The 19,559-nt window shown below is 50.7% G+C and carries 16 protein-coding genes; 7 read left to right on the top strand and 9 right to left on the bottom strand.

Annotation, left to right across the window (positions count from 1 at the left end):
* Positions 1-32 precede the first annotated feature (32 nt).
* From JUF21_RS06915 to JUF21_RS06900, 4 genes are all read left to right on the top strand, one after another.
* Positions 33-266: a heavy-metal-associated domain-containing protein gene (locus JUF21_RS06915; protein WP_125757636.1), complete on the top strand. Its 234-nt coding sequence runs from the start codon at positions 33-35 to the stop codon at positions 264-266.
* Positions 267-278: 12 nt separating this feature from the next.
* The gene (locus JUF21_RS06910; protein WP_203624189.1) at positions 279-827 is read left to right on the top strand and encodes a ferritin-like domain-containing protein; all 549 of its coding nucleotides are present in this window, start codon (positions 279-281) and stop codon (positions 825-827) included.
* A 164-nt stretch (positions 828-991) separates the two neighbouring features.
* Positions 992-1,573, top strand: coding sequence for a hypothetical protein (locus tag JUF21_RS06905; protein ID WP_203663675.1), 582 nt, complete (start codon positions 992-994; stop codon positions 1,571-1,573).
* Between the two features lie 461 nt (positions 1,574-2,034).
* Positions 2,035-3,066 carry a hypothetical protein gene (locus JUF21_RS06900; RefSeq protein WP_203624191.1) on the top strand — a complete coding sequence of 344 codons (1,032 nt, stop codon included), beginning with the start codon at positions 2,035-2,037 and terminating at the stop codon, positions 3,064-3,066.
* A gap of 78 nt (positions 3,067-3,144) precedes the next feature.
* Here JUF21_RS06900 and JUF21_RS06895 read toward each other — a convergent pair whose 3' ends face one another.
* The 9 genes from JUF21_RS06895 to JUF21_RS06855 all read right to left on the bottom strand — a co-directional run bounded on the left by JUF21_RS06895 (position 3,145) and on the right by JUF21_RS06855 (position 15,183).
* Entirely contained in the window at positions 3,145-3,672 is a 528-nt protein-coding gene (locus tag JUF21_RS06895) for a TetR/AcrR family transcriptional regulator (protein WP_203624192.1), read from the bottom strand.
* A gap of 184 nt (positions 3,673-3,856) precedes the next feature.
* Positions 3,857-5,311, bottom strand: a complete 1,455-nt coding sequence (locus JUF21_RS06890) for a glycoside hydrolase family 1 protein (protein WP_203663673.1) — start codon at positions 5,309-5,311, stop codon at positions 3,857-3,859.
* A 176-nt stretch (positions 5,312-5,487) separates the two neighbouring features.
* Complete coding sequence (locus JUF21_RS06885) at positions 5,488-7,854, bottom strand: phosphoketolase (RefSeq protein WP_203663671.1); 2,367 nt, start codon at positions 7,852-7,854, stop codon at positions 5,488-5,490.
* Positions 7,855-8,060: 206 nt separating this feature from the next.
* Positions 8,061-9,545: a glycoside hydrolase family 1 protein gene (locus JUF21_RS06880; protein WP_203663669.1), complete on the bottom strand. Its 1,485-nt coding sequence runs from the start codon at positions 9,543-9,545 to the stop codon at positions 8,061-8,063.
* Positions 9,546-11,015 (bottom strand): glycoside hydrolase family 1 protein, encoded by a 1,470-nt coding sequence (locus tag JUF21_RS06875; protein ID WP_203663667.1) that lies wholly within the window; start codon positions 11,013-11,015, stop codon positions 9,546-9,548.
* Positions 11,016-11,044: 29 nt separating this feature from the next.
* Positions 11,045-12,499 (bottom strand): PTS transporter subunit EIIC, encoded by a 1,455-nt coding sequence (locus JUF21_RS06870; RefSeq protein ID WP_203624196.1) that lies wholly within the window; start codon positions 12,497-12,499, stop codon positions 11,045-11,047.
* A gap of 100 nt (positions 12,500-12,599) precedes the next feature.
* Positions 12,600-13,430: a PRD domain-containing protein gene (locus JUF21_RS06865; protein WP_203663665.1), complete on the bottom strand. Its 831-nt coding sequence runs from the start codon at positions 13,428-13,430 to the stop codon at positions 12,600-12,602.
* A 16-nt stretch (positions 13,431-13,446) separates the two neighbouring features.
* Positions 13,447-13,932 (bottom strand): PTS glucose transporter subunit IIA, encoded by a 486-nt coding sequence (locus JUF21_RS06860; RefSeq protein WP_203663658.1) that lies wholly within the window; start codon positions 13,930-13,932, stop codon positions 13,447-13,449.
* A gap of 243 nt (positions 13,933-14,175) precedes the next feature.
* Entirely contained in the window at positions 14,176-15,183 is a 1,008-nt protein-coding gene (locus tag JUF21_RS06855) for an AraC family transcriptional regulator (protein ID WP_203663656.1), read from the bottom strand.
* Between the two features lie 189 nt (positions 15,184-15,372).
* Between JUF21_RS06855 and JUF21_RS06850 the strand changes: the two genes are divergently transcribed.
* The 3 genes from JUF21_RS06850 to JUF21_RS06840 are packed head-to-tail and all read left to right on the top strand — an operon-like array spanning position 15,373 to position 19,506.
* Positions 15,373-16,944, top strand: coding sequence for an alpha-rhamnosidase (locus JUF21_RS06850; RefSeq protein WP_203663654.1), 1,572 nt, complete (start codon positions 15,373-15,375; stop codon positions 16,942-16,944).
* A gap of 31 nt (positions 16,945-16,975) precedes the next feature.
* On the top strand, positions 16,976-18,301 hold the full coding sequence (locus tag JUF21_RS06845; RefSeq protein WP_203663652.1) for a PTS sugar transporter subunit IIC: 1,326 nt from the start codon (positions 16,976-16,978) through the stop codon (positions 18,299-18,301).
* Positions 18,298-19,506 (top strand): glycoside hydrolase family 1 protein, encoded by a 1,209-nt coding sequence (locus tag JUF21_RS06840; RefSeq protein ID WP_203663650.1) that lies wholly within the window; start codon positions 18,298-18,300, stop codon positions 19,504-19,506. Before JUF21_RS06845 ends, JUF21_RS06840 begins: the two co-directional genes overlap by 4 nt.
* Positions 19,507-19,559 lie beyond the last annotated feature (53 nt).

Here is a 19,559-nt window from a genome sequence, read left to right as displayed (position 1 = left end):
TAGTTGTAAATAAGCGAAAGGGAGTCTTTCAAATGAGTAAAAAAATCACAATGCAACTGGATCAGCTGACCTGCCCGTCTTGCTTGACCAAGATTGAAGGGGCCGTAAAGCAGCAGCCCGGCGTTTCCAACGTCAAAGTGCTCTTCAATGCTGGCAAGGTGAAGGCCGACTTTGACGACAGCCAGACCTCAGCCGACCAGTTGTCGGACGTGGTCACCAAGCTGGGCTACGAAGTCAAAAAAGTGCGCGTGAAGGACAATGAGTAGGGGGAACATTTCATGACAATCGATGAACAATACGCAGTAGAAGTGAAGCAAGCAGACTTGGATCACCACAAGCCGACCGCCGGGGCTATGACCGGCCACATTGTCGCCAACTTGTTCGTGATGAACGTCAAGCTGCACCAGGTCGCCTGGTACGTCAAAGGCGAGCAAAGCCTGGCCGTTGCTGATTTTTACCAGCAGCTGATTGCGCAGAACCGTCGGCAGATCGACGAGCTGGGTGAGGTGTTGCTGGATGAAAACCAGATTGTGCCCAGCACCACCGCTGAGTTTGCGCAGTACACCGGGCTGCAGGAAGACGGCCGCCTGAAGTACGACACTGCGGCCAACATGGTCGCCCAAACCGCCAAGGACTTCACCACTGAGGATATGTACGTCGACCGCGCCATCAAGCTCGCCGAGCGTGAGGAACGCCCAGCCATGGCGGCTTACCTCACGAAGTTGCGCGGTGAGAATAACCAGGCCGTTCGCAGGTTGCAGAGTTTTCTGGGCAAAACGGCCTGGGAGGACCTCGTCGAAGTGGACGACGATGATGATGAAGATTAGCCTATATTAACGTCAACCTATGCCACCTCTAAAATAACTGCCTTGTGCCGAGCTGTTCTCGGCGCCGGGCAGTTATTTATTTTCTTCTTGTATTTTATTGCCAGGGTGTTAAGCTGGTCTCCAGTTAAGTTTCAATTACACCTAAATAGAAAGGCATGATCAATATGGATGACATTACCGCAATCGAACAAGTTGTTGCCGCAGAGCGCCAGTACCGGGTTCGCGGGGCTAACGACGCGCTGACCAGCGTTTACTGGCCGGACGCTACCGTGCACACCAGCTGGCAAAGCGGGCCCATCAGCTCATTTATCGGCAAGGGTACAGCCGAGATGAACAGCACGATCATCACCCGCGTGTCGACGCCGGTGGTCCACCAGCTGAGCGCCACACGCGCCTACGTCGAAATGCCGAACCTCTCCGACTACTGGGAGCAGCTGCACGGCGTTGAGGTTGTCCTCGAAGAGTTCATGCGCCTGATCTACCGCGTAGAAAAACGCGATGGCGAGTGGCGCATCGCCGATATGCTGTCGATTTACGAGGCCGACAAGCTGACTCCGGCGATTCCAGGCACTGACCTGAAGATCGATCCGGCCGATGTCAAAGACTTACGCCTGCCGTACCGCTGGATGGCGTACACGCGCACTCAGGACGGCGGCACAATTAGCCAGGATCTGCTGGGCGTTGACCAAAAAGACAAGGTCGCCAAGGTTTACGCAGACGCCGAAGCATGGGCGAAGCAAGGCTAACGAAAAGCACTCACTTTTGGTAAATCCGAAAGTGGGTGTTTTTGTGTGAGATCAATGACTTAACCAAGGCTGCCAGAAGTTCGCTCAAAAATCACGTAAACCCTGATATAACAGCCTACAATCAAGGAAAAAACGCAATTTGGCACGGCACCCTAAAAACACGCAAAAAAAGAAACGTTGATACACCGGCTCTTAACGTTTGAAAAAACGCGCTTTTTGGTCGGTTAACCAAACCAATCAGCTTCAGGTATTTTGTCTAAAGGACCTGGTCAGCGACTTACCATATTCGGAGTTGTGGTAATTGTTTTTCAATAGTCGGGTGCATAGACTAGAGGTGGTAGATAATAATTAGAAAGCGCAGTCTTTTTGGAAAGGAGCCAACCGATCGTCATATTTATTATCACAATATAATCTTTTATAACAGACGTTCCGGGAAAGCAAAAATTTGGAGGGACTTAAACATGGCTAAATTCAAAGTGATTGTTTGGGGCTTGGGGAATGTTGGTCGGGCTGCGATTAGGATGATTCAAAGCAAAGAAAGCCTGCAACTTGTTGCCGCGGTTGATTCTGATCCGGCCAAGGTTGGGCAAGATGCCGGTGAGGTGTTTGGCTTTCCCAAGACGGGCGTGCAAGTCACTGATGATATTAACGGCGCGGTCAAACTGGATGCTGATGTGGTACTCGCCTACGTCCCGCTACGGCGCGGCGAGGGGAATGTGTACGATCCCAGTATTGATGACATGATGATCCCACTGACCGCCGGCAAGAATGTGATCACCACGATCCCGCTGTATTATATGCAGATCCTTGACCCCAAAAATTACGCGCGGCTTGATCAATGTGCCAAAGACCATCACGTCTCATTTTTGCCTACGGGACTGCTGCCAGGCGCCTATGCGTCATATCTGCCAACGGTCTTGGCTGGGCTCATGGGCCGGGTCGATAACATTTTGGTCCAAAGCGGCGAAGACGATCAGGAAAACACGGCGGCCTGGGTCAAGGTCTTTAATTACGGCGGTGATCCTACCACCTTCCCGTCAGATATGCTGAAAGATATTATCACTCGGTATTATGTTGGCGCGGTGTATGAGATTGGTGATCGGCTCGGGCTTAAATTCGATCGGGTCGACAGTACCCACGAGTTATTTACGGCCCCTGAGGACCTTAAATTTGTGAATGGGATCGCTAAGAAAGGAACCATTAGTGGTCACCGCTTCGAGATGAGTGGCATCATCAATGGTCAGAAAAAAGTGACGCTGCGTTACGTTCATAAGATTTGTGACGATAAAAACCCTGAGCCGGACATCACCAACTTGATCCATATTGAAGGGCTGCCGAGCACCCTGGATGCGCGGATCGATGGCTTGATGCCGCTGGATGAATCCTTTGTGACCAGCACAGCCCCGTCGATTAACGCGATTCCACAAGTGGTTAGCGCCAAAGCTGGTGTGGTCTACGCGCTTGATCTGCCAACCATCGTTCCAGTGCGCTGATTACTGGGGGTTGGCCAAACTAAAGACCCTTCCCATTTTTGGAAAGGGTCTTTTTGGCACCTAGTGGGACGACACAGGTCAGGCGTGTGCAGTTGTCGTAGTTTGGAGCGTGCTGTCCACGCCTTTGTGGATGAGGTCTGAGATGATCGTCGCGAGTTCTTCCTGCGTAATCGCGGATTCTGAACTGAGCCAGGTGCGATAAGTATAGAAAATACTGTTGATGATAAAATTGGCAGTGATTTCGGCGCACAGATCCTGACCACCGTTTAGCCGCTTGATGTCGTCCTTGATGGCAATCACGTAGCGGCGGCGCACGCCTTCATAAATCCAGGCGTAACTTGGATCACAGATCAGCTTTTTTTGCAGTGGGGGATCAGAGGCAATGATAGCCGTGAATTCCTGGGTCAGGAAATACTCATCTACCGAGTTGCGCCGCATCAGGTGCTGCTTTGTCCCTTTCAGCATCTGGTGAAAGATCTCATCTTGCAAGGTTAGGAACAGATCGTGCAGCGTGGGGTAGTACAGGTAAAACGTTTTGCGGTTAATGCCGAGACGCCCAGTCAGTGCTTTCACGGTGATTTTGTTGTAATCCATTTCCAGAATCATCAACTTTAGCTCATTCAAAATGCGTTGCTTCGTGGGCAGACGACCATTTGCTGTGGCACGCTTGTTGTTAGTTGATGACATGGGTTGAAAAGTTGTCGTTAACTGCCTGTTTTTCATGACTCACACATTCTTTTTCCTAGTGAAATCGCTAAACCACGCGCTTTATCAATTGAAAAAACGCGTTTTAGTAGTCAAGGTGATCAGTGCTCAAGTCAACACCGTTTGATGCAATTACCTGCTTGTACCAGTAGAAAGATTTCTTCTTGGAGCGGGCGAGGGTGCCGTGGCCCTGGTCATCCATGTCAACGTAGATAAAGCCGTAGCGCTTGCTCATTTCGCCAGTTGAAAGGGAAACCAGGTCGATGCAGCCCCATGGGGTGTAGCCCATGACGGGGACACCGTCGTCGATTGCGCCCTGGATTGCTTCGATGTGTGACTTCAGGTAATCGATGCGGTAATCGTCGTTGATCTTGCCATCGGGTTCCACCGTGTCGGCAGCACCGAGGCCGTTTTCGACGATGAACAGCGGGACCTGGTAACGGTCGTAGAGCCGGTTTAGTCCAACGCGCAGGCCGACTGGATCGATCTGCCAGCCCCATTCGCTTTCCTTCAAGAACGGGTTTTTGAGGCCGCCCAGGATGTTGCCAGCGGTTTTTTCGTTCACTTTGCCGGTGACTTCAGTGACGCTAGACATGTAGTAGGAGAAAGACAGGAAGTCGACGTGGTACTTTTTGAGCAGGGCGAGCTCCTCCGGCGTGCGGTCGAGGTCGGCGCCGGTGAAGCCGTACTGTTTATACAGCGACTCACTGTAGGCCGGGTATTCGCCGCGGACTTGCACATCGGTGGTGTAGTAGTTGAAGCCTTGGTCGAACTTCAGCGCGGCCAGCTGGTTGACCGGGTTGGCGTCGTACGCGTAATTGGTGGCGTAGACGATCATGTTGCCGACCTGGCTGTCAGGGTTCTTCTCGTGCGCCGCCTTGACCGCGTAAGCTGAGCCGACGAACTGGTTGTGCCAAGCCTGATAGACATTGCGCTTGTCGTCAGCCCCGGTCTTGGCGATCATGCCTTGGCTGGAGAAGGGAAAGCTGGCCGCCGAGTTGATTTCGTTGAACGTCAGCCAGTATTTGACCTGGTCGCCGAAGCGGTCAATCACGGTGTCGGCATAGTGCTTGAAAAAGCCGATTAGCTGTTTGTTCTTCCAGCCGCCGTAGTGCTCGGCGAGATACAGGGGCAGTTCGTAGTGGGAAATGGTGATGACTGGCTCAATGCCGTACTTCAGGCACTCGTCGATGACATTTTGGTAGAAGGTCAGGCCCTTTTCGTTGGGCTGCTCCTCATCGCCTTGCGGAAAAATCCGGCTCCAGCTGATGGAGAAGCGGTAGGCCTTGAAGCCCATCTCTGCGAACAGCGCGATGTCTTCTTTGTAGTGGTGGTAAAAGTCGATGCCTTCGTGGTTCGGGTACGTGTACTTGGGGTTGGGCTGCCAGTCAAAATCGGGACTCTTGATGATTTTCATGCGGTCCTTGCCGCCTGGTGCGATGTCGTCGATTGACGGCCCGCGCCCGTCGATGTCGTATGCCCCTTCAAGTTGGTTAGCAGCTGTGGCACCGCCCCAGAGAAAGTTTTTGGGAAAACTCATATATGATTCCTTCTTTCATTCAGCATGATACGGTGAAACCGCATCCATCGTTTATTATACAGGACTGCAGCGGGTACCGTCGCGTTCCACGTGAAACATAATGACCTGGGTAGGCAAAAGAAAAAACGTGCAGTCCGACTGGGGACTACACGTTTCTCAAACTGATGTTGAATGCCTTACTTGATCGGTTTCCATACCCAGTTTTGGACTTCTGGGAGGTCTTCACCGGTATCGCGGATGTAATCGTAGTGGTACTGCAGGGTGTCATCCATCTTCTGAACGAACGCCGCGCCTTTTGCCGCGTAACCTGGGACGTGTTCAACGACGTCCTTGGCCAGGTGGAAGCGGTCGAGCTGGTTCAGGACCCGCATGTCGAACGGCGTCGTGATGGCACCTTCCTCGCGGTAGCCGTGAACGAACAGATTGTGATTGTGGCGATCGAAGAAGATGTCCTTAATCAGATCTTCAAAGCCGTGGAACTGGAAGAAGACTGGCTTGTCCTTGGTGAAGTACGAGTCGAATTCTTCGTCGCTCAGGCCGCGTGGATCGTCCTTCTTCAGCTTCAGAAGATCCAGTACGTTGACGAAGCGGATCTTGAGGTCAGGGAACTGATCGTGCAGCAGGGTGATGGCAGCGAGGCTTTCCAGGTTCGGCTCGGTACCGGCTGCGGCGAGCACGACATCCGGTTCTACGCCATCGTCGTTAGACGCCCAGTCGATGCGCTTCAGGCCATTATTGGCCAGGACCGTCGCTTCTTCGATGGAGTAGAACTGCGGCCGCGGCTGCTTGGAAGTGATCAGCAGGTTGATGGTGTTTTCGCTGCTAAAGACCTTTGGGGAGATGGCCAGCAGGGAGTTGGCGTCGGCCGGCAAGTACTCGCGAATGAATTCGCCTTTCTTTTCGGCCAGGTGAGTCAAAATGCCTGGGTCTTGGTGCGTGTAGCCGTTGTGGTCCTGCTGGAACGAGGTCGAAGTGGAGACGACGTTCAGTGACGGATACGGGCGGTGCCACGGCTCGTCGGCGGCTTCGCGGATCCACTTGAAGTACTGGGTCAGCATGGAGTCCACGACGCGCAGAAACGCCTCGTAGGACGTGAACACGCCGTGGCGACCGGTGAGCGTGTAGCCTTCAAGGAAGCCTTCCGCCTGGTGCTCAGACAGCTGGGAGTCGATGATCCGGCCGGACGCGTTCATGTCCTCGTCGGAGCCGTTATCGGAAATGCGTTCTAACCACTGACGGTTGGTCGTGTCGAACAAGCCGTACAGACGGTTCGACATGGTTTCGTCAGGGCCGAAGACGCGGAAGTTATCCGGGTTCAGCTTGATGAGGTCGCGCAGGTAATCAGACCAGATCAGCATATCCTGGCGCACATTTTTGCCGCGCTCGGTGTTGTCGAGGGCGTACTGGTGGAAGTCAGGCAGGACCAGCGGCTTGGTGTGGTTGCCCATGTTGGTGATTGGGTTGTCCGCCATGCGCTTGGTGCCGGTCGGAGCCATCGCCTTGAGTTCCGGCTTCAAGACACCGTTGTCGTCAAACAGTTCCTCAGGCTTGTAGGACTTGAGCCAGGCGGTCAGGGCGTCAGCGTGTTCCATGTGGTCGCGGGATACCGGGATCGGGATCTGGTGGGCACGGAACGAGCCTTCGATTTTATCGCCATCCCAGCTCTTCGGGCCGGTCCAGCCTTTTGGCGTGCGGACGATGACCACCGGCCAGTGCGGCATCGTGGTGTCGCCGGTCTCACGGGCGTGCTTTTGGATGGCCTTGATTTCCTCAATGGCGGTGTCAAAGACCTGCGCCATCTCGGGGTTCAGCTTGTCCGGGTCGTCGCCTTCGACGAAGTAAGGCTTCCAGCCCATGCCGCCGTAGTATTCGGTCAGCTCTTCGTCCGTCTTGCGGGACAGGATGGTCGGGTTGGAGATCTTGAATCCGTTCATGTTGATGATCGGCAAAACCGCGCCATCGGTAATTGGGTTGATGAACGTGTTGGAGAACCAGCTGGCTGCAAGCGGGCCGGTTTCACTTTCGCCGTCGCCGATGACGGTGGCCGCAATCACGTCCGGGTTATCGAGAATCGCGCCGGTGGCGTGGCTCAGCGCGTAGCCGAGTTCGCCGCCTTCGTGAATGGAACCGGGGATCTGCGCGTTGGCGTGACTGGCGGCACCACCAGGGAACGAGAAGCGCTTGAAGAGAATCCTCATGCCTTTTTCGTCTTGGGTGATGTTCGGGTAGGTCTCGGTGTAGGTGCCGTCGAGGTAGGCGTTCGAAATCATGACCTGACCACCGTGACCTGGGCCTTCAATGTAAAACATGTTCAGGTCGTACTTGTTGATCAGGCGGTTGAGGTGCGCGTAAATGAAGTTCTGACTGGCGATGGTGCCCCAGTGGCCCAGCGGGTTCACTTTCACGTCGCTGGACGCCAGCGGCCGCTTCAGCAGCGGGTTGTCGCGCAGGTACAGTTGGCCCACGGAGACATAGTTTGCGGCCCGCCAGTACGCGGTGAGCTTGTCAAAATATTCTTTGGAAGAGTAATCGACTTCGGACATTCAGATCCCTACTTTCTATGACTTAATGACTTAAGTATAGCACGAGTGACGCGGGAATGCTTAAAACTGCTTAATTATGCTTAAAATGTCGTCAAGTATTTCAGGTGGATAGATTGCTGATGGCAACCGAAAAGGCCCAGCAGCGATATTATCGCCGTTGGGCCTTACTAGTATTTCATTGACGGATCGAGTTAATCGTGATGTCATTACTTGCTGAGATCTTCACCGTTAGACGCAATGACTTTCTTGTACCAGTAGAAAAAGTCCTTCCGTAGTCGCTTCAGCGAACCGGTTCCCTCATCGTTCTGGTCAACATAGATATAGCCATACCGCTTCCGCATCTCGCCTGTTCCGGCAGAGACTAGATCGATGCAGCCCCAGCTGGTGTAGCCCATCAGATCAATGCCATCTAGCGTTACCGCATCGCGCATTGACTTTATGTTTTGCTGCAGATAATCGATGCGGTAGTCATCGTGGATCTTACCGTCAGCTTCGACCTTGTCGAGCGCGCCGAGGCCGTTTTCAACGATCCACAGCGGCTTGCGGTAACGGTCATACAAGGTGTTCAGCGCCATTCTCAGCACGTCAGGATCATTTGCCCAGCCCCAGTCGGAAGTTGTCAGGTATGGGTTCTTCACACCTTGCATCAGGTTACCGCCAGCCTCCGCTTCGTCTTCGTGAGTGGTCAAGACATTCGAGGTATAGCAAGAAAAGCTAAGGAAGTCCGCCGGGTATTTAGCCAGTAGGTCATAGTCTTCAGGCCGGTCATCCAACTTAATACCTTGCCGCTGGTAACTGGCCAGGCGCGAAGCGGGGTAGTGACCACCAGTTTGCACATCTGAATAGAAAAGGTTGTCGTCCATCGCCTTGAGGGCTTTCAGCTGATCCGCTGGATCTGCGGTTAGCGGGTAAAACTGACTGTAGGCCAGCATCTGGCCAATGCGGTAATTGGAATCGATTTCGTGTCCTGCCTTAACGGCGAGGGCAGAAGCAACGAACTGGTTGTGTGCCCCTTGGGCCCGGTTTTGCGCACTGCCGTCAATCAGCCCACCGGCAACAAACGGCATCATGTCCATGCAGTTGATTTCGTTAAAGGTCAGCCAGTAGCGAACTTTACCGGTGTAGCGCTTGAACACAGTGGTGGCATACTTCACGTAGAAGTCGATCAGATCACGGCTTGCCCAGCCGTTGTACTTGATGGCAAGGTGCAGCGGCGTCTCATAGTGGGACAACGTGACGAGGGGCTCGATGTGATGGGCGTTGAGTTCGTCAAAAACGTGGTCGTAAAATTCCAGCCCAGCTTCATTTGGGGTTTCGTCATCGCCGTTCGGAAAGATGCGGGACCAGTTGATACTCATACGGAAGGTTTTGAAGCCCATTTCCGCCATCAAGGCAATGTCTTCCTTGTAGTGGTGGTAGAAATCGGAAGCCACGTGGCTGGGGTAAAATTCACCTGGCAGAATCGCCGGCTCGGCGCCTTCGGGAGCAACTCGCTTACCCCCAAAGCCCAATTCAGAATAGCCAGTTTCACCCGTTTCTCGATTGATCCAAGTGATGTGGCGAGGCTGTTTGTTTGAGCCTGCAGTCATCACATCCGAAGTGCTTAGGCCTTTACCATCAGCATCAAAGCCGCCTTCGACCTGGTTCGCTGCGGTCGCGCCGCCCCATAGAAAATCTTTGTTGAATGCCATTTATTTTGCCTCCTGAATGGTTAAATCTGTGCCGTTTGACTTGGTGCACTTCTGGTACCAGAAGTAAGAGTCTTTCTTATACCGGTCGTAGGTCCCTTGGGCGTTGTCATCAGCGTCGACATAAATGATGCCGTAACGTTTACTCATCTGCCCGGTGCTTGCAGCGGTGAGGTCGATGATGCCCCATGGCATGTAGCCAATCAGATCCACCCCGTCGGTGATTGCATCCGCCATGGCCTCAACGTGTTGCTTCATGTAGTTGATGCGGTAAGGGTCGTGGATTTTACCGTCAGGCGTCAACGTGTCTTCGGCACCTAGCCCATTTTCGGTGACCATGAGAGGCTTTTGATAGCGCCGGTAAAACTCATTAAGGAAGAAACGCAGGCCCATTGGATCGATCGGCCAGCCCCACTGACTTTCCTTCAGGTAGGGGTTCGGGGCCCCAAACGCTCCAGCGGCACCGTCATGCCCTTTGCTCTTGTCAGTAGTGACACATCCGGTGGCGTAGTAGCTGAAGGTTACGAAATCGACGGTGCCATTCTTCAGAATCTGATCATCGCTCGGTTGCGTTTCAATTGCGATTCCATTGTCGCGAAAGAACCGTTTCATGTAGTACGGATAAGCACCGTTGGCTTGTACATCAGGACAGAAGAACAGGCCGGTTTGCAGCTGTTGTTGCCAAGCCAACATGTCCTCAGGCTTTGGCGTGAGGGGATAAGAAGTTAGTCCGGCAATCATGCAGCCAATCTTGTTTTCCGGATCGATGGCGTGTCCGAGATTCACGACACGGGCACTGGCAAGAAACTGGTTGTGCAGCGCGGTGTAACGCTTACTCTTATCTTTTGCGGTTTCCTCAAAATCTGGGAGCATCCCATGGCCGCCGGCAATTGACAGAATGCCACCGTCGAAGTACCCACCACCTGGCATCGTCATCGCGTTGATCTCGTTGAACGTTAACCAGTAGTGAACCAGACCCTTATATTCAGACATCACGGTATTAACGTAGTGCACATAGAAGTCGATGACCTTGCGGTTGTACCAGCCATCGTATTTTTCCGCCAGTCCGTAAGGCATCTCGTAATGCGATAGGGTCACAAGAGGCTCGATGCCGTATTTCTGAAGCTCAGTAAAAACATTGCGATAAAAGGCGATTCCTTCAGGGTTTGGTTGGTTCTCATCGCCCATTGGGAAAATGCGCGACCAAGCGATCGACATTCGAAACATCTTCAGGCCTGCGCCTGCCAAGAGCTTGATGTCCTCCTTGTAGTGGTGGTAGAAGTCAGACCCTTTGTGTGACGGATAGATGTACTTGTCATCGATTGGCTTCACGAATTTACGATCTTCGGTCTTGGTCCCTGTGGTGAGATAGTCTTCAGTCGCGGGACCCTTCCCATCCTCGTTCCAACCACCTTCAAATTGATTAGCGGCAGTGGCACCGCCCCAGAAGAAACCTTTTGGAAATTCTGCCATGTGTGTGTGCTCCTTTTCTAGACGACGAATTAAGCTTGTTTAACGTGTACAGCTGAAGCATTGTCTTTTGTCTTATCAGTTGAAGTGGTCGTTTCCTTATCACTGGCTGGCTCATTGTAAAGAATCATTGTTGCGATAAAGGTAATAACCATGCCAATGGTCATGCCGACCAAAGCCCAAACGAAGCTCATGATGGTTTGACCAATGAATATGGGGGTGCCAAGCAAACCCGCACTACCAGCCATAGCATAGGCCTTAACTCCCATCAATCCTGCAAACGCACCACCGAAGAAGCTACCAACCATTGCGCCGTACATAGGCTTCTTCAGTTTCAAATTGATCCCGAACATAGCGGGCTCAGTAACACCAGCAAGAATCGCAGTGACCGCGCAAGAAAATGCGGTTGAACGAAGCTTCTCATTGTGGCGCGTCTTGACGCCCACTGCCAGAGATGCAGCGCCCTGGTCAAGGTTATTTATGAAGCTGGAAATGAACACAATTGGTTCATAACCGACTGTCGCGAAAGTCTGGAGTGCATAAGGGCCCAAAGCAGTATGCATGCCGGTCATGACTAGCCAAGGCATTAGTGATGCTAGTAGACCAACGCCGACAAACCCAATGGTGTTGTAGATCCCGAGAACCGCCTTGGTCAGGTAAGTGCCCAAGAACGCGCCAGCTGGAGCCAGTACCCACAAAGTGATGGGTGCCATCACCAAAATGGTGAAGAACGGTACAATCAGCGACTTCAGTGAATCAGGGGTCCAGCGCGTGAAGAAACGCTCAACGTAAGACATCACGAACACGGCTAGAATACTTGGGAAGATCATGTTGCCGTATGTTGCGCTGTAAATTGGGATGCCCATCAGTGACAGGGCTTTGCCCGCAGTGACGGCGCTTACAAAATTGGGATGAATAAGCATTGCGCCGAGGAACATGCCCAATCCTTGGTTAGCACCGAACTTCTTCGCCGCGGTCGCACCAACAAAGACAGGCATGAAGTAGAATGTTGCATCACCGATAAAGTTTAGGACAGTATATGAGGGACTCTTCGTCGTGAGGACCCCCGCCATGGTCAGAACCAGCAGGAGAACCTTGACCATCCCACCACCAATCGAAACGGGGATCAGTGGGATAATGCTGCCGGCGATCGCGTCGAGCACATTGTTGAATGAGAACTTCTTCTTTGGCGCATCGTCATCATCAGCAGGGACTTCACCGTCGCCTTTGAGGTCGTTATCTGCTAAGACCTCGTTGTAGGCAGTGCCGACATCTTGGCCAACAATGGCTTGAAACTGTTCCCCGGACCACTGGGCACCGATCACTTTATCAAGGTTTTCGATGGCGTCCTGATTGACCAGGGTCTTGTCTTTCACGTTAAAGCGCAGCCGGGTGACGCAGTGGGTGAAGAAGACGATGTTGTCCTTACCACCCAATAGCCCAACGATATTTTGGGCAATATCTTCGTATTTCTGTTTCTTTGCCATGGTTATTTCCTCCTATTTTTTCCAATGAAAAACCCTTCAACAAGCGGACGTAGACTGGTCGTGTCTGCGCCTTGCTGTTGAAGGGTAATGCCCGCGTAGGTTACAAGCCTTCTTTTGCACAAAGTCGATTAACATGCATCATTAAGTATAATTTCTCTTCATCCTCAAGGGTGAAGCCGCGCTGCTGCTGGAGATACTCGGCAATTTGGTCCACGCATTCGGCGACCTTCGGATAATTCTTACGCGCATCTGCGTACATTTGCTGGTTATCTGTGTTGAGTGATTTGCCTTGCGTTTCTCGTTTAAGCAAGTACTGCATATGGGTGACAAACCTTGAATAATTGAAGTCGTGCTTGTCGATGTAGAGTGAGAAGAACCCCGCGATGATGTCGGTAATTTCGGATATCAGATCACTGTTCTCCTCGTTTTTGAGCGGCGCTTCCGACATGTTTTTGGCATTGATGATGTGAAGCGCCAAGTTACTGGCCTCTTCGGTGGGTAGATGAGCTTTTAGCCGTTTATTGAAGATAGCCAGGGCCTTTTCGCCTAACTCGTACTCGTCTGAGTAGAGGTTCTCGATGTCGTACCGCATCGGGGCGGCAATCACCATGCCGGTTTTGCGGCGCTGAATGGCAAAGTGGATGTGGTCGGCCAGGGTAAAGACTAGGTTGGAACTGATTGGCACGTTGACGTTCATTCGGATCATATCGACGACTTCAGCGGAGGCATCGATGATGTCCTCAGGAATCTCCTTGGCAAGACCCACGTACATCGAATCGACGTTGTAGAAAGTCCGTCTTATTGAAGAGAGGTCTGTAATCTCATATGGCATCTCCGGGAAACCAAGGCCACGGCCAATCGCGATGAGCTCATGATTCTCGTTGTCCAAACAGACCGCGACATTGTTGTTGATTTTCTTGATTGCCTTCATAGATGCCCTCCAATAGTTATGATTTCTTGGTTGAAACGACTGCGGTTTCCCCAGCCTTGACCTCCTTAACGTCGTTGACTGTGACGTCTAAGTCCGCGCTGTTCGTGACCAGTAACATAGTGATTAAATTATAGCCTTCCTTTTCGATCGCCGCACGGTCGAGCTGGATAATTGGATCACCTGCGTGAACCTTGTCGTCGGCCTTAGCCAGTGCGCGGAACCCGCTGCCTTTCAGATTGACCGTGTCGATCCCGATGTGAACTAGAATCTCGGAACCGTTGGCGGTCGTGATTCCGAATGCGTGCTTGGTCGTCGGCATCATGGTAATTTTGCCATCGGCGGGGGCATAGACGGTATCGCCAGTGAAGTTAAAGGCGAGGCCTTTACCCATCATACCGGAAGCGAACACCTTATCCGGGACCTCGCTGAGTGTTACGGCATTGCCGGTGACCGGTGCGACCAACGTTGCGTCGGTCACCTTTTTCTTAAAAATGTTAAGCATGAGCATTCCTCCTTCAAGACTAATAAAAAAGCCCGGAAAGTGTGCGCCTCTAAAGTGTGCTGACGGCACAGCACTTTCTTTAGAAGGTAACACCTCCCGAGGAGTAATGATCCTTCACGAGTTATATTAGCGCTGGTGAATTTAGAATGCAAGGGCTTTCTTGAATTCTAGGAGACAGTTCGACATGGACGATACACAACAGTGTAGACACCAAAAAATCTTTCTGTGTTAGCGCATGATACGTTAGCTTTCCAATGTTCTACTAATTCTGGGGACATCAAGTACATGGCGACGCTGGCGAAAAACACCGGGGGTATAGCCAATTTGCTTGCTGAAAAGTTTTGACAGAGAGCTTGCATTAGAGAAGCCGACTTCCGAAGCGATCCGAGCGATTGGGTAATCTGTCTCCGCTAATAGTTGCTTGGCAAGCGACACTCTTTTCCGATTAACTAATGATTGAAAGGAGAACCCGGTTTCAGCCTTAATTTTATTGCCGATATAGTTGCTGTTATAGCCGAAGTGGCGGCCGATGCCGGCCAGGCTGACGGTTTGAAAATGCTGATCGATATATTGCAGAATCTGGAGCAAATCGTCAGTCCCACTCTCAAAGTTGTGCGTTTCCGCCTCGATTGAGTGAGATAGCTCGTTGAGTAGGAGTGACAGGAGTAGATTGACCTCGCGGGCGTTGCTGCCATCATTGCCGAGTCCTCTGATAATTAAGCTGTCTATGAGGTGCTGGGCCACCTCGTTTTTTTGCGCATCGAACAGAATGTAGTTGTTGTGGATGGCATGGACCTTCGACGCGTTGACCAGAAATTGAGTCACCAGGCTGGTCGATTGAGCAAGTGTGTTAAGGACATTGGCAAGAATTGAGTCATCCTTGATTAGAATATTGATCAAGATGTCGCTCTCGCCGACATAATCGATTTTCTGAACGATGTCCTTGTCCATGAGGATAACGTTACCGGCATGGAGTGCGACGGGCTCGTCATTAATATATTGGCGGCAATGTCCAGAATACATGTAGTTTAGTTCGATAAAGTCATGAGTATGCGCCGGCATGTACGAGTATCGATGATGCTTGTTGATAAAAATGTTACTGTTCTGGAAATAGCGCTGACTAGGGATCTGCGGCGTTTGACCTGAATTAAAGTCGATGTGAACATCGTTGACGTTTTTGCCCGTCTCTTTTTGCAGTTTTTCTACTGGATCTTCCTTAAATAAAAGCCGATCAAGAACCTTGGAATGCATGAGAAGCCTCCTTGATGACCTGTACTTTGGACAACAATGTATGTAATGAAACAATTGTAAGCGCTTGTTTTCCTGCTAATATTTAATTGTTAAGTGGATGGCGCCTAGCTTAACGCAAAAATTTTGGTTGCTACCGGTTCCATTATAAAAGTGGAATTTGGCAATATCAACGAGTTGGGAGAGAGGAGATTGGGATTCACATTTCAAATTAACCACGAGGTCGACTTTACTCACGACTCTGGCATGCTTTCAGAGGCAGATCAATCACGGCCAAAATTAATCAGCCAAACGGTCCATGCAAATTATGTTGTCACCATTGGCCGGGCGAAAAAGGAGGGGAAGCACGCCACACCCACTCAAATACAAGACATCAGTGCCCTTGCTGCAAGTAGCTACGGAAGAAGCCAAAGCGTCATTCTCGACTTTGGGCAACACTATGTGGGATATTTTTCCGTCAATATCTCTGCGGTTGGGTCGCCGATGGATGCGCCATTATATCTGCATATCAGGTTTGCAGAGGTTGCTGACGAGTTGGCTCAGAAGCCTGAGGATTACAACGGTTGGTTGAGTCGGTCTTGGATTCAGGAGGAGTATGTTCATTTAGATGAATTACCTGCGACGTTGAGCATGCCGCGCCGGTACAGTTTTCGATACGTTGAGTTAACTGTGATTGATTCTTCCCCTAAGTGGCAAGCCCAATTCGAGAATCCGACGGTAAGAGCGGTTAGTTCAGCGGACGATGCACGGCTGCCAAAGCTTGCGACCGCTGATACAGAACTAAAGCAGATATATTCTGTGAGTGTCAGAACATTGCATGAATGCATGCAGACCGTGTTTGAAGATGGACCGAAACGAGATCGACGCCTTTGGCTAGGCGATCTACATCTGGCTGCGCTTGCGGATTATGCCACATATAATCAGACCGATTTAGTTCGGCGTTGCCTGTTTTTGTTCGCGGGGTTGGCTGCTACCGATGGCCGGATACCCGCCAATATTTTTACCGGCAAAGAGCCTGAGGCAGACGATACATTCCTTTTCGACTATAGTATGTTTTTTGTTTCCACGCTAAGCGACTACTACAAGCACACGAGAGATCACGAAACTTTAGATCGGTTGTTACCAGCCGCGCAAACGCAGATTGATCTTGCGTTGCAGTATGTAGACGAGCAGGGTCAGCTGAATCTTCCCGACAACTGGCCGGTCTTCATAGACTGGTCAGACAAGTTTGATAAGAGTAGCTGTGCACAGCTGATACTGATATATACGCTCAAGCAATTTATTGGTCTTTTGCAAGAGTGCAAGCAAAGTACAGAGAGCTACAGGAATTATGTAGATATATTGAGCCAGTATGTCTTGGTGTCTCGACGCGACTCCAAGACGGGTCTGATCACTTCAGGATCTAAGTCGGAAGTCAACGTTGCAACACAGGCGTGGACGGTTCTAGCAGGAGTTCTGCCTAGAATTGACGCGGCGAAATTAATGCGTCAAACAATCAATCAGCTGTTTCCAGTACGCGGTATTGCAACGCCATATATGTATCATTTCATTGTTCAGGCACTGTTTGAGGCAGGCCTAAGGGATGAAGCAATTGCTGAGATGAAACGCTACTGGGGGAAAATGGTTGAACTCGGGGCGGATACGTTCTGGGAAGCCTTCGATCCAGACGACTGGTTCTACTCACCATATGGGAATTCAATTATTAGCAGTTATTGCCACGTCTGGAGTTGTACCCCTGCATACTTAATTCACAAGTATTGCTAAATTTAAGTGTTCAACTTATTGGAGGATAAACATGAATAATGCCGTATTTGATAGATTGACTAAGGTCTTAAATCCAATTAGTCAAAAAATTGCTGGTGAACCTCACATTGCCGCAATTGCGGCAGGTGTTGTCGCCACCTTGCCTTTCACCATGGCTGGTGCGGTTGTCAGCATTATTAAGAGTCTGACGTTCTTACCGGAGAGTTTCCGGAACCTTTTGAACGTCCCATATAACATGACAATGGGTGTCATCGCGGTAGTCGTGGCCTTTTCTGTTGCCTATCAATTTTCACAACGGGCTGATGTAGATACGTTTACATCACCGCTGACTTCAGTGATTATGTTTCTCATGGTTGCAGCGCCGCAGAGCTCTGCGATCTTCACTACTGATTTTGTTGCCGGGAAGGCGCTCAAGGGCCAGACAATCTCCGATGTGATCAGCTTTACCTATCTCGGTGCTCGAGGAATGTTTCTGGCCATTATCATTGCGTTGGTTTCTGTCGAAATAACCGTCTTTTGTAAGAAGCATCATCTAGTGATCAAGATGCCGGAGTCTGTACCACCGTATGTTTCCAAATCGTTCAGTGCGGTCATTCCGGTTGTTCTAAACATGATTATCTTTTACGCACTGAGTCTTCTGGCAAGTTCAACGCTTGGGTTGACCATTCCTCAAGTAATTGACAAGGTTCTCACTCCCGCCCTGAATATTGTTGGCTCGATCTGGGGGATTATCTTACTGACAATCTTTGCGCAACTGCTTTGGTTGCTTGGCCTACATGGCGATAATTTGATGTACGCCGCCACTGTTTATCCGATGTCGATTCAGGCAATTCTGTTGAATGGTCAGCTTGCTGCTGCTGGGAAGCCACTACAGTACACGCCAGCGTTGACGTTTATCTTCCACTCCTATGGTGGCGCGGGTGCAACCATTGGTTTGGCGTTCTGGCTACTATTTGCCCGTTCCAAGCAGTTAAAGACAATGGGTAAGATCGGAATCGTTCCCGCAATCTTCAACATCAACGAACCTCTTACTTATGGGATTCCGATTATGTTAAACCCGACGTTGGCGATTCCATTTATTATTTGCCCGATTCTCTCAGTTCTAATTGCTCACTTTGCCTGGATTACCGGCTTTATGCCGCTGCCAAGTCACATGTCAGGTGGGCTACCGCTGATCATCAATGAATTCGTCTATGGCGGGGGCGCTTGGCAATACGTTGTCGTTGGGCTACTGATTGTTGTGATGTCGCTGATTATCTATTACCCGTTCTTCAAGATTTATGACAATCAACTTCTAGCGAAGGAAAAGGCTAGCGAGACAGCTGATGACGCTAAGGGTCAAGGTGATTCTCTATGAAGATGAAGGATGGCTTTCTCTGGGGTGGCGCGTTTGCGGCGAATCAGATTGAAGGGGCCTGGGATGTTGCAGGTAAGGGAGCCACAATTTCTGATTTTCTCACTGCTGCAACAAAGGATCACGACCGTGAAGTGATTTTAGACAAAGACTCAGATGCGTATTTTCCGAATCGTGAAGCTATCGACTTTTATGATCATTATCGGGAAGACATTGCACTATTAGCCGAAATGGGTATCAAAGCGTTACGGCTATCCTTCACTTGGACTAGAATCTATCCAACCGGGGAGGAGAGTACGCCCAATGAAGCTGGCTTGAGTTTTTATGACAGAGTTCTCGACGAGCTAGAGCGCTATAATATTGAGCCAATTGTGACCCTGTCCCACTATGACTGCCCTTATGCTCTGTCCCAAAAATACAATGGTTGGGCTAATCGAAAGATGATTGGTTGTTACACCAAATATTGTGAGACGCTTTTCCGTCGTTATCACGATCGCGTTAAATACTGGCTCACGTTTAACGAAATCAATATTATGACATTACTGAGTGCGCATCGATTGCTTGATGGCGGGGGAATTTTGCAGGTGCCAGATGGCAAACTTGCTCAGACGGCTTATCAGGCTTTGCATCATCAGTTTGTGGCAAGTGCTAAGGTTGTGCAGTTAGGCAAGGCGATTGACCCGGGAATGAAGTTTGGTTGTATGATTGCTCATCTAACAACGTATCCAAGCTCCAGTGACCCAGAGGACGTCATCGCTACTCAGCAAATGGACCAAATGAATAATCAGTTTTGTGCTGATGTGCAAGTGTTGGGCCGGTATCCATACTTTGCGGACCGATATTTTTCGGAGCACAACGTGCACTTAGAGATTCAACCAGGTGACTTAGAAACGATTATGCGGGGGAAAGTTGATTTTTACAGCTTCAGTTATTATTCCTCCGGCTGCCTGAGTGCGAAGAATCTAGGTGAAGTTGTTCATGGAAACTTAGGTGACACATTTAGAAATCCGAAACTTAAGCTCACCCCGTGGGGATGGCAAATGGACCCGCTAGGCCTGAGATATACGCTAAATCACATCTACAACAAGTACCATGTGCCCGTTATGATTGTTGAGAACGGCCTTGGGACTAATGATGTTTTGACAGCTGATAACCAAATCCACGACAGCTATCGGGTGGAGTATCTAGTGGATACTGAATATTTGTAAGTGCCTTGTTTTCATGGGAACCGTTCCGTTACTGTCGTATAATGAATGCAGAG

It is taken from the genome of Lacticaseibacillus sp. 53-4 (genome assembly GCF_016861805.1).
Taxonomy (GTDB): domain Bacteria; phylum Bacillota; class Bacilli; order Lactobacillales; family Lactobacillaceae; genus Lacticaseibacillus.
The sequence above is the reverse complement of the archived record's forward strand: the minus strand, read 5'-3'. Positions and strand labels throughout refer to the sequence as shown.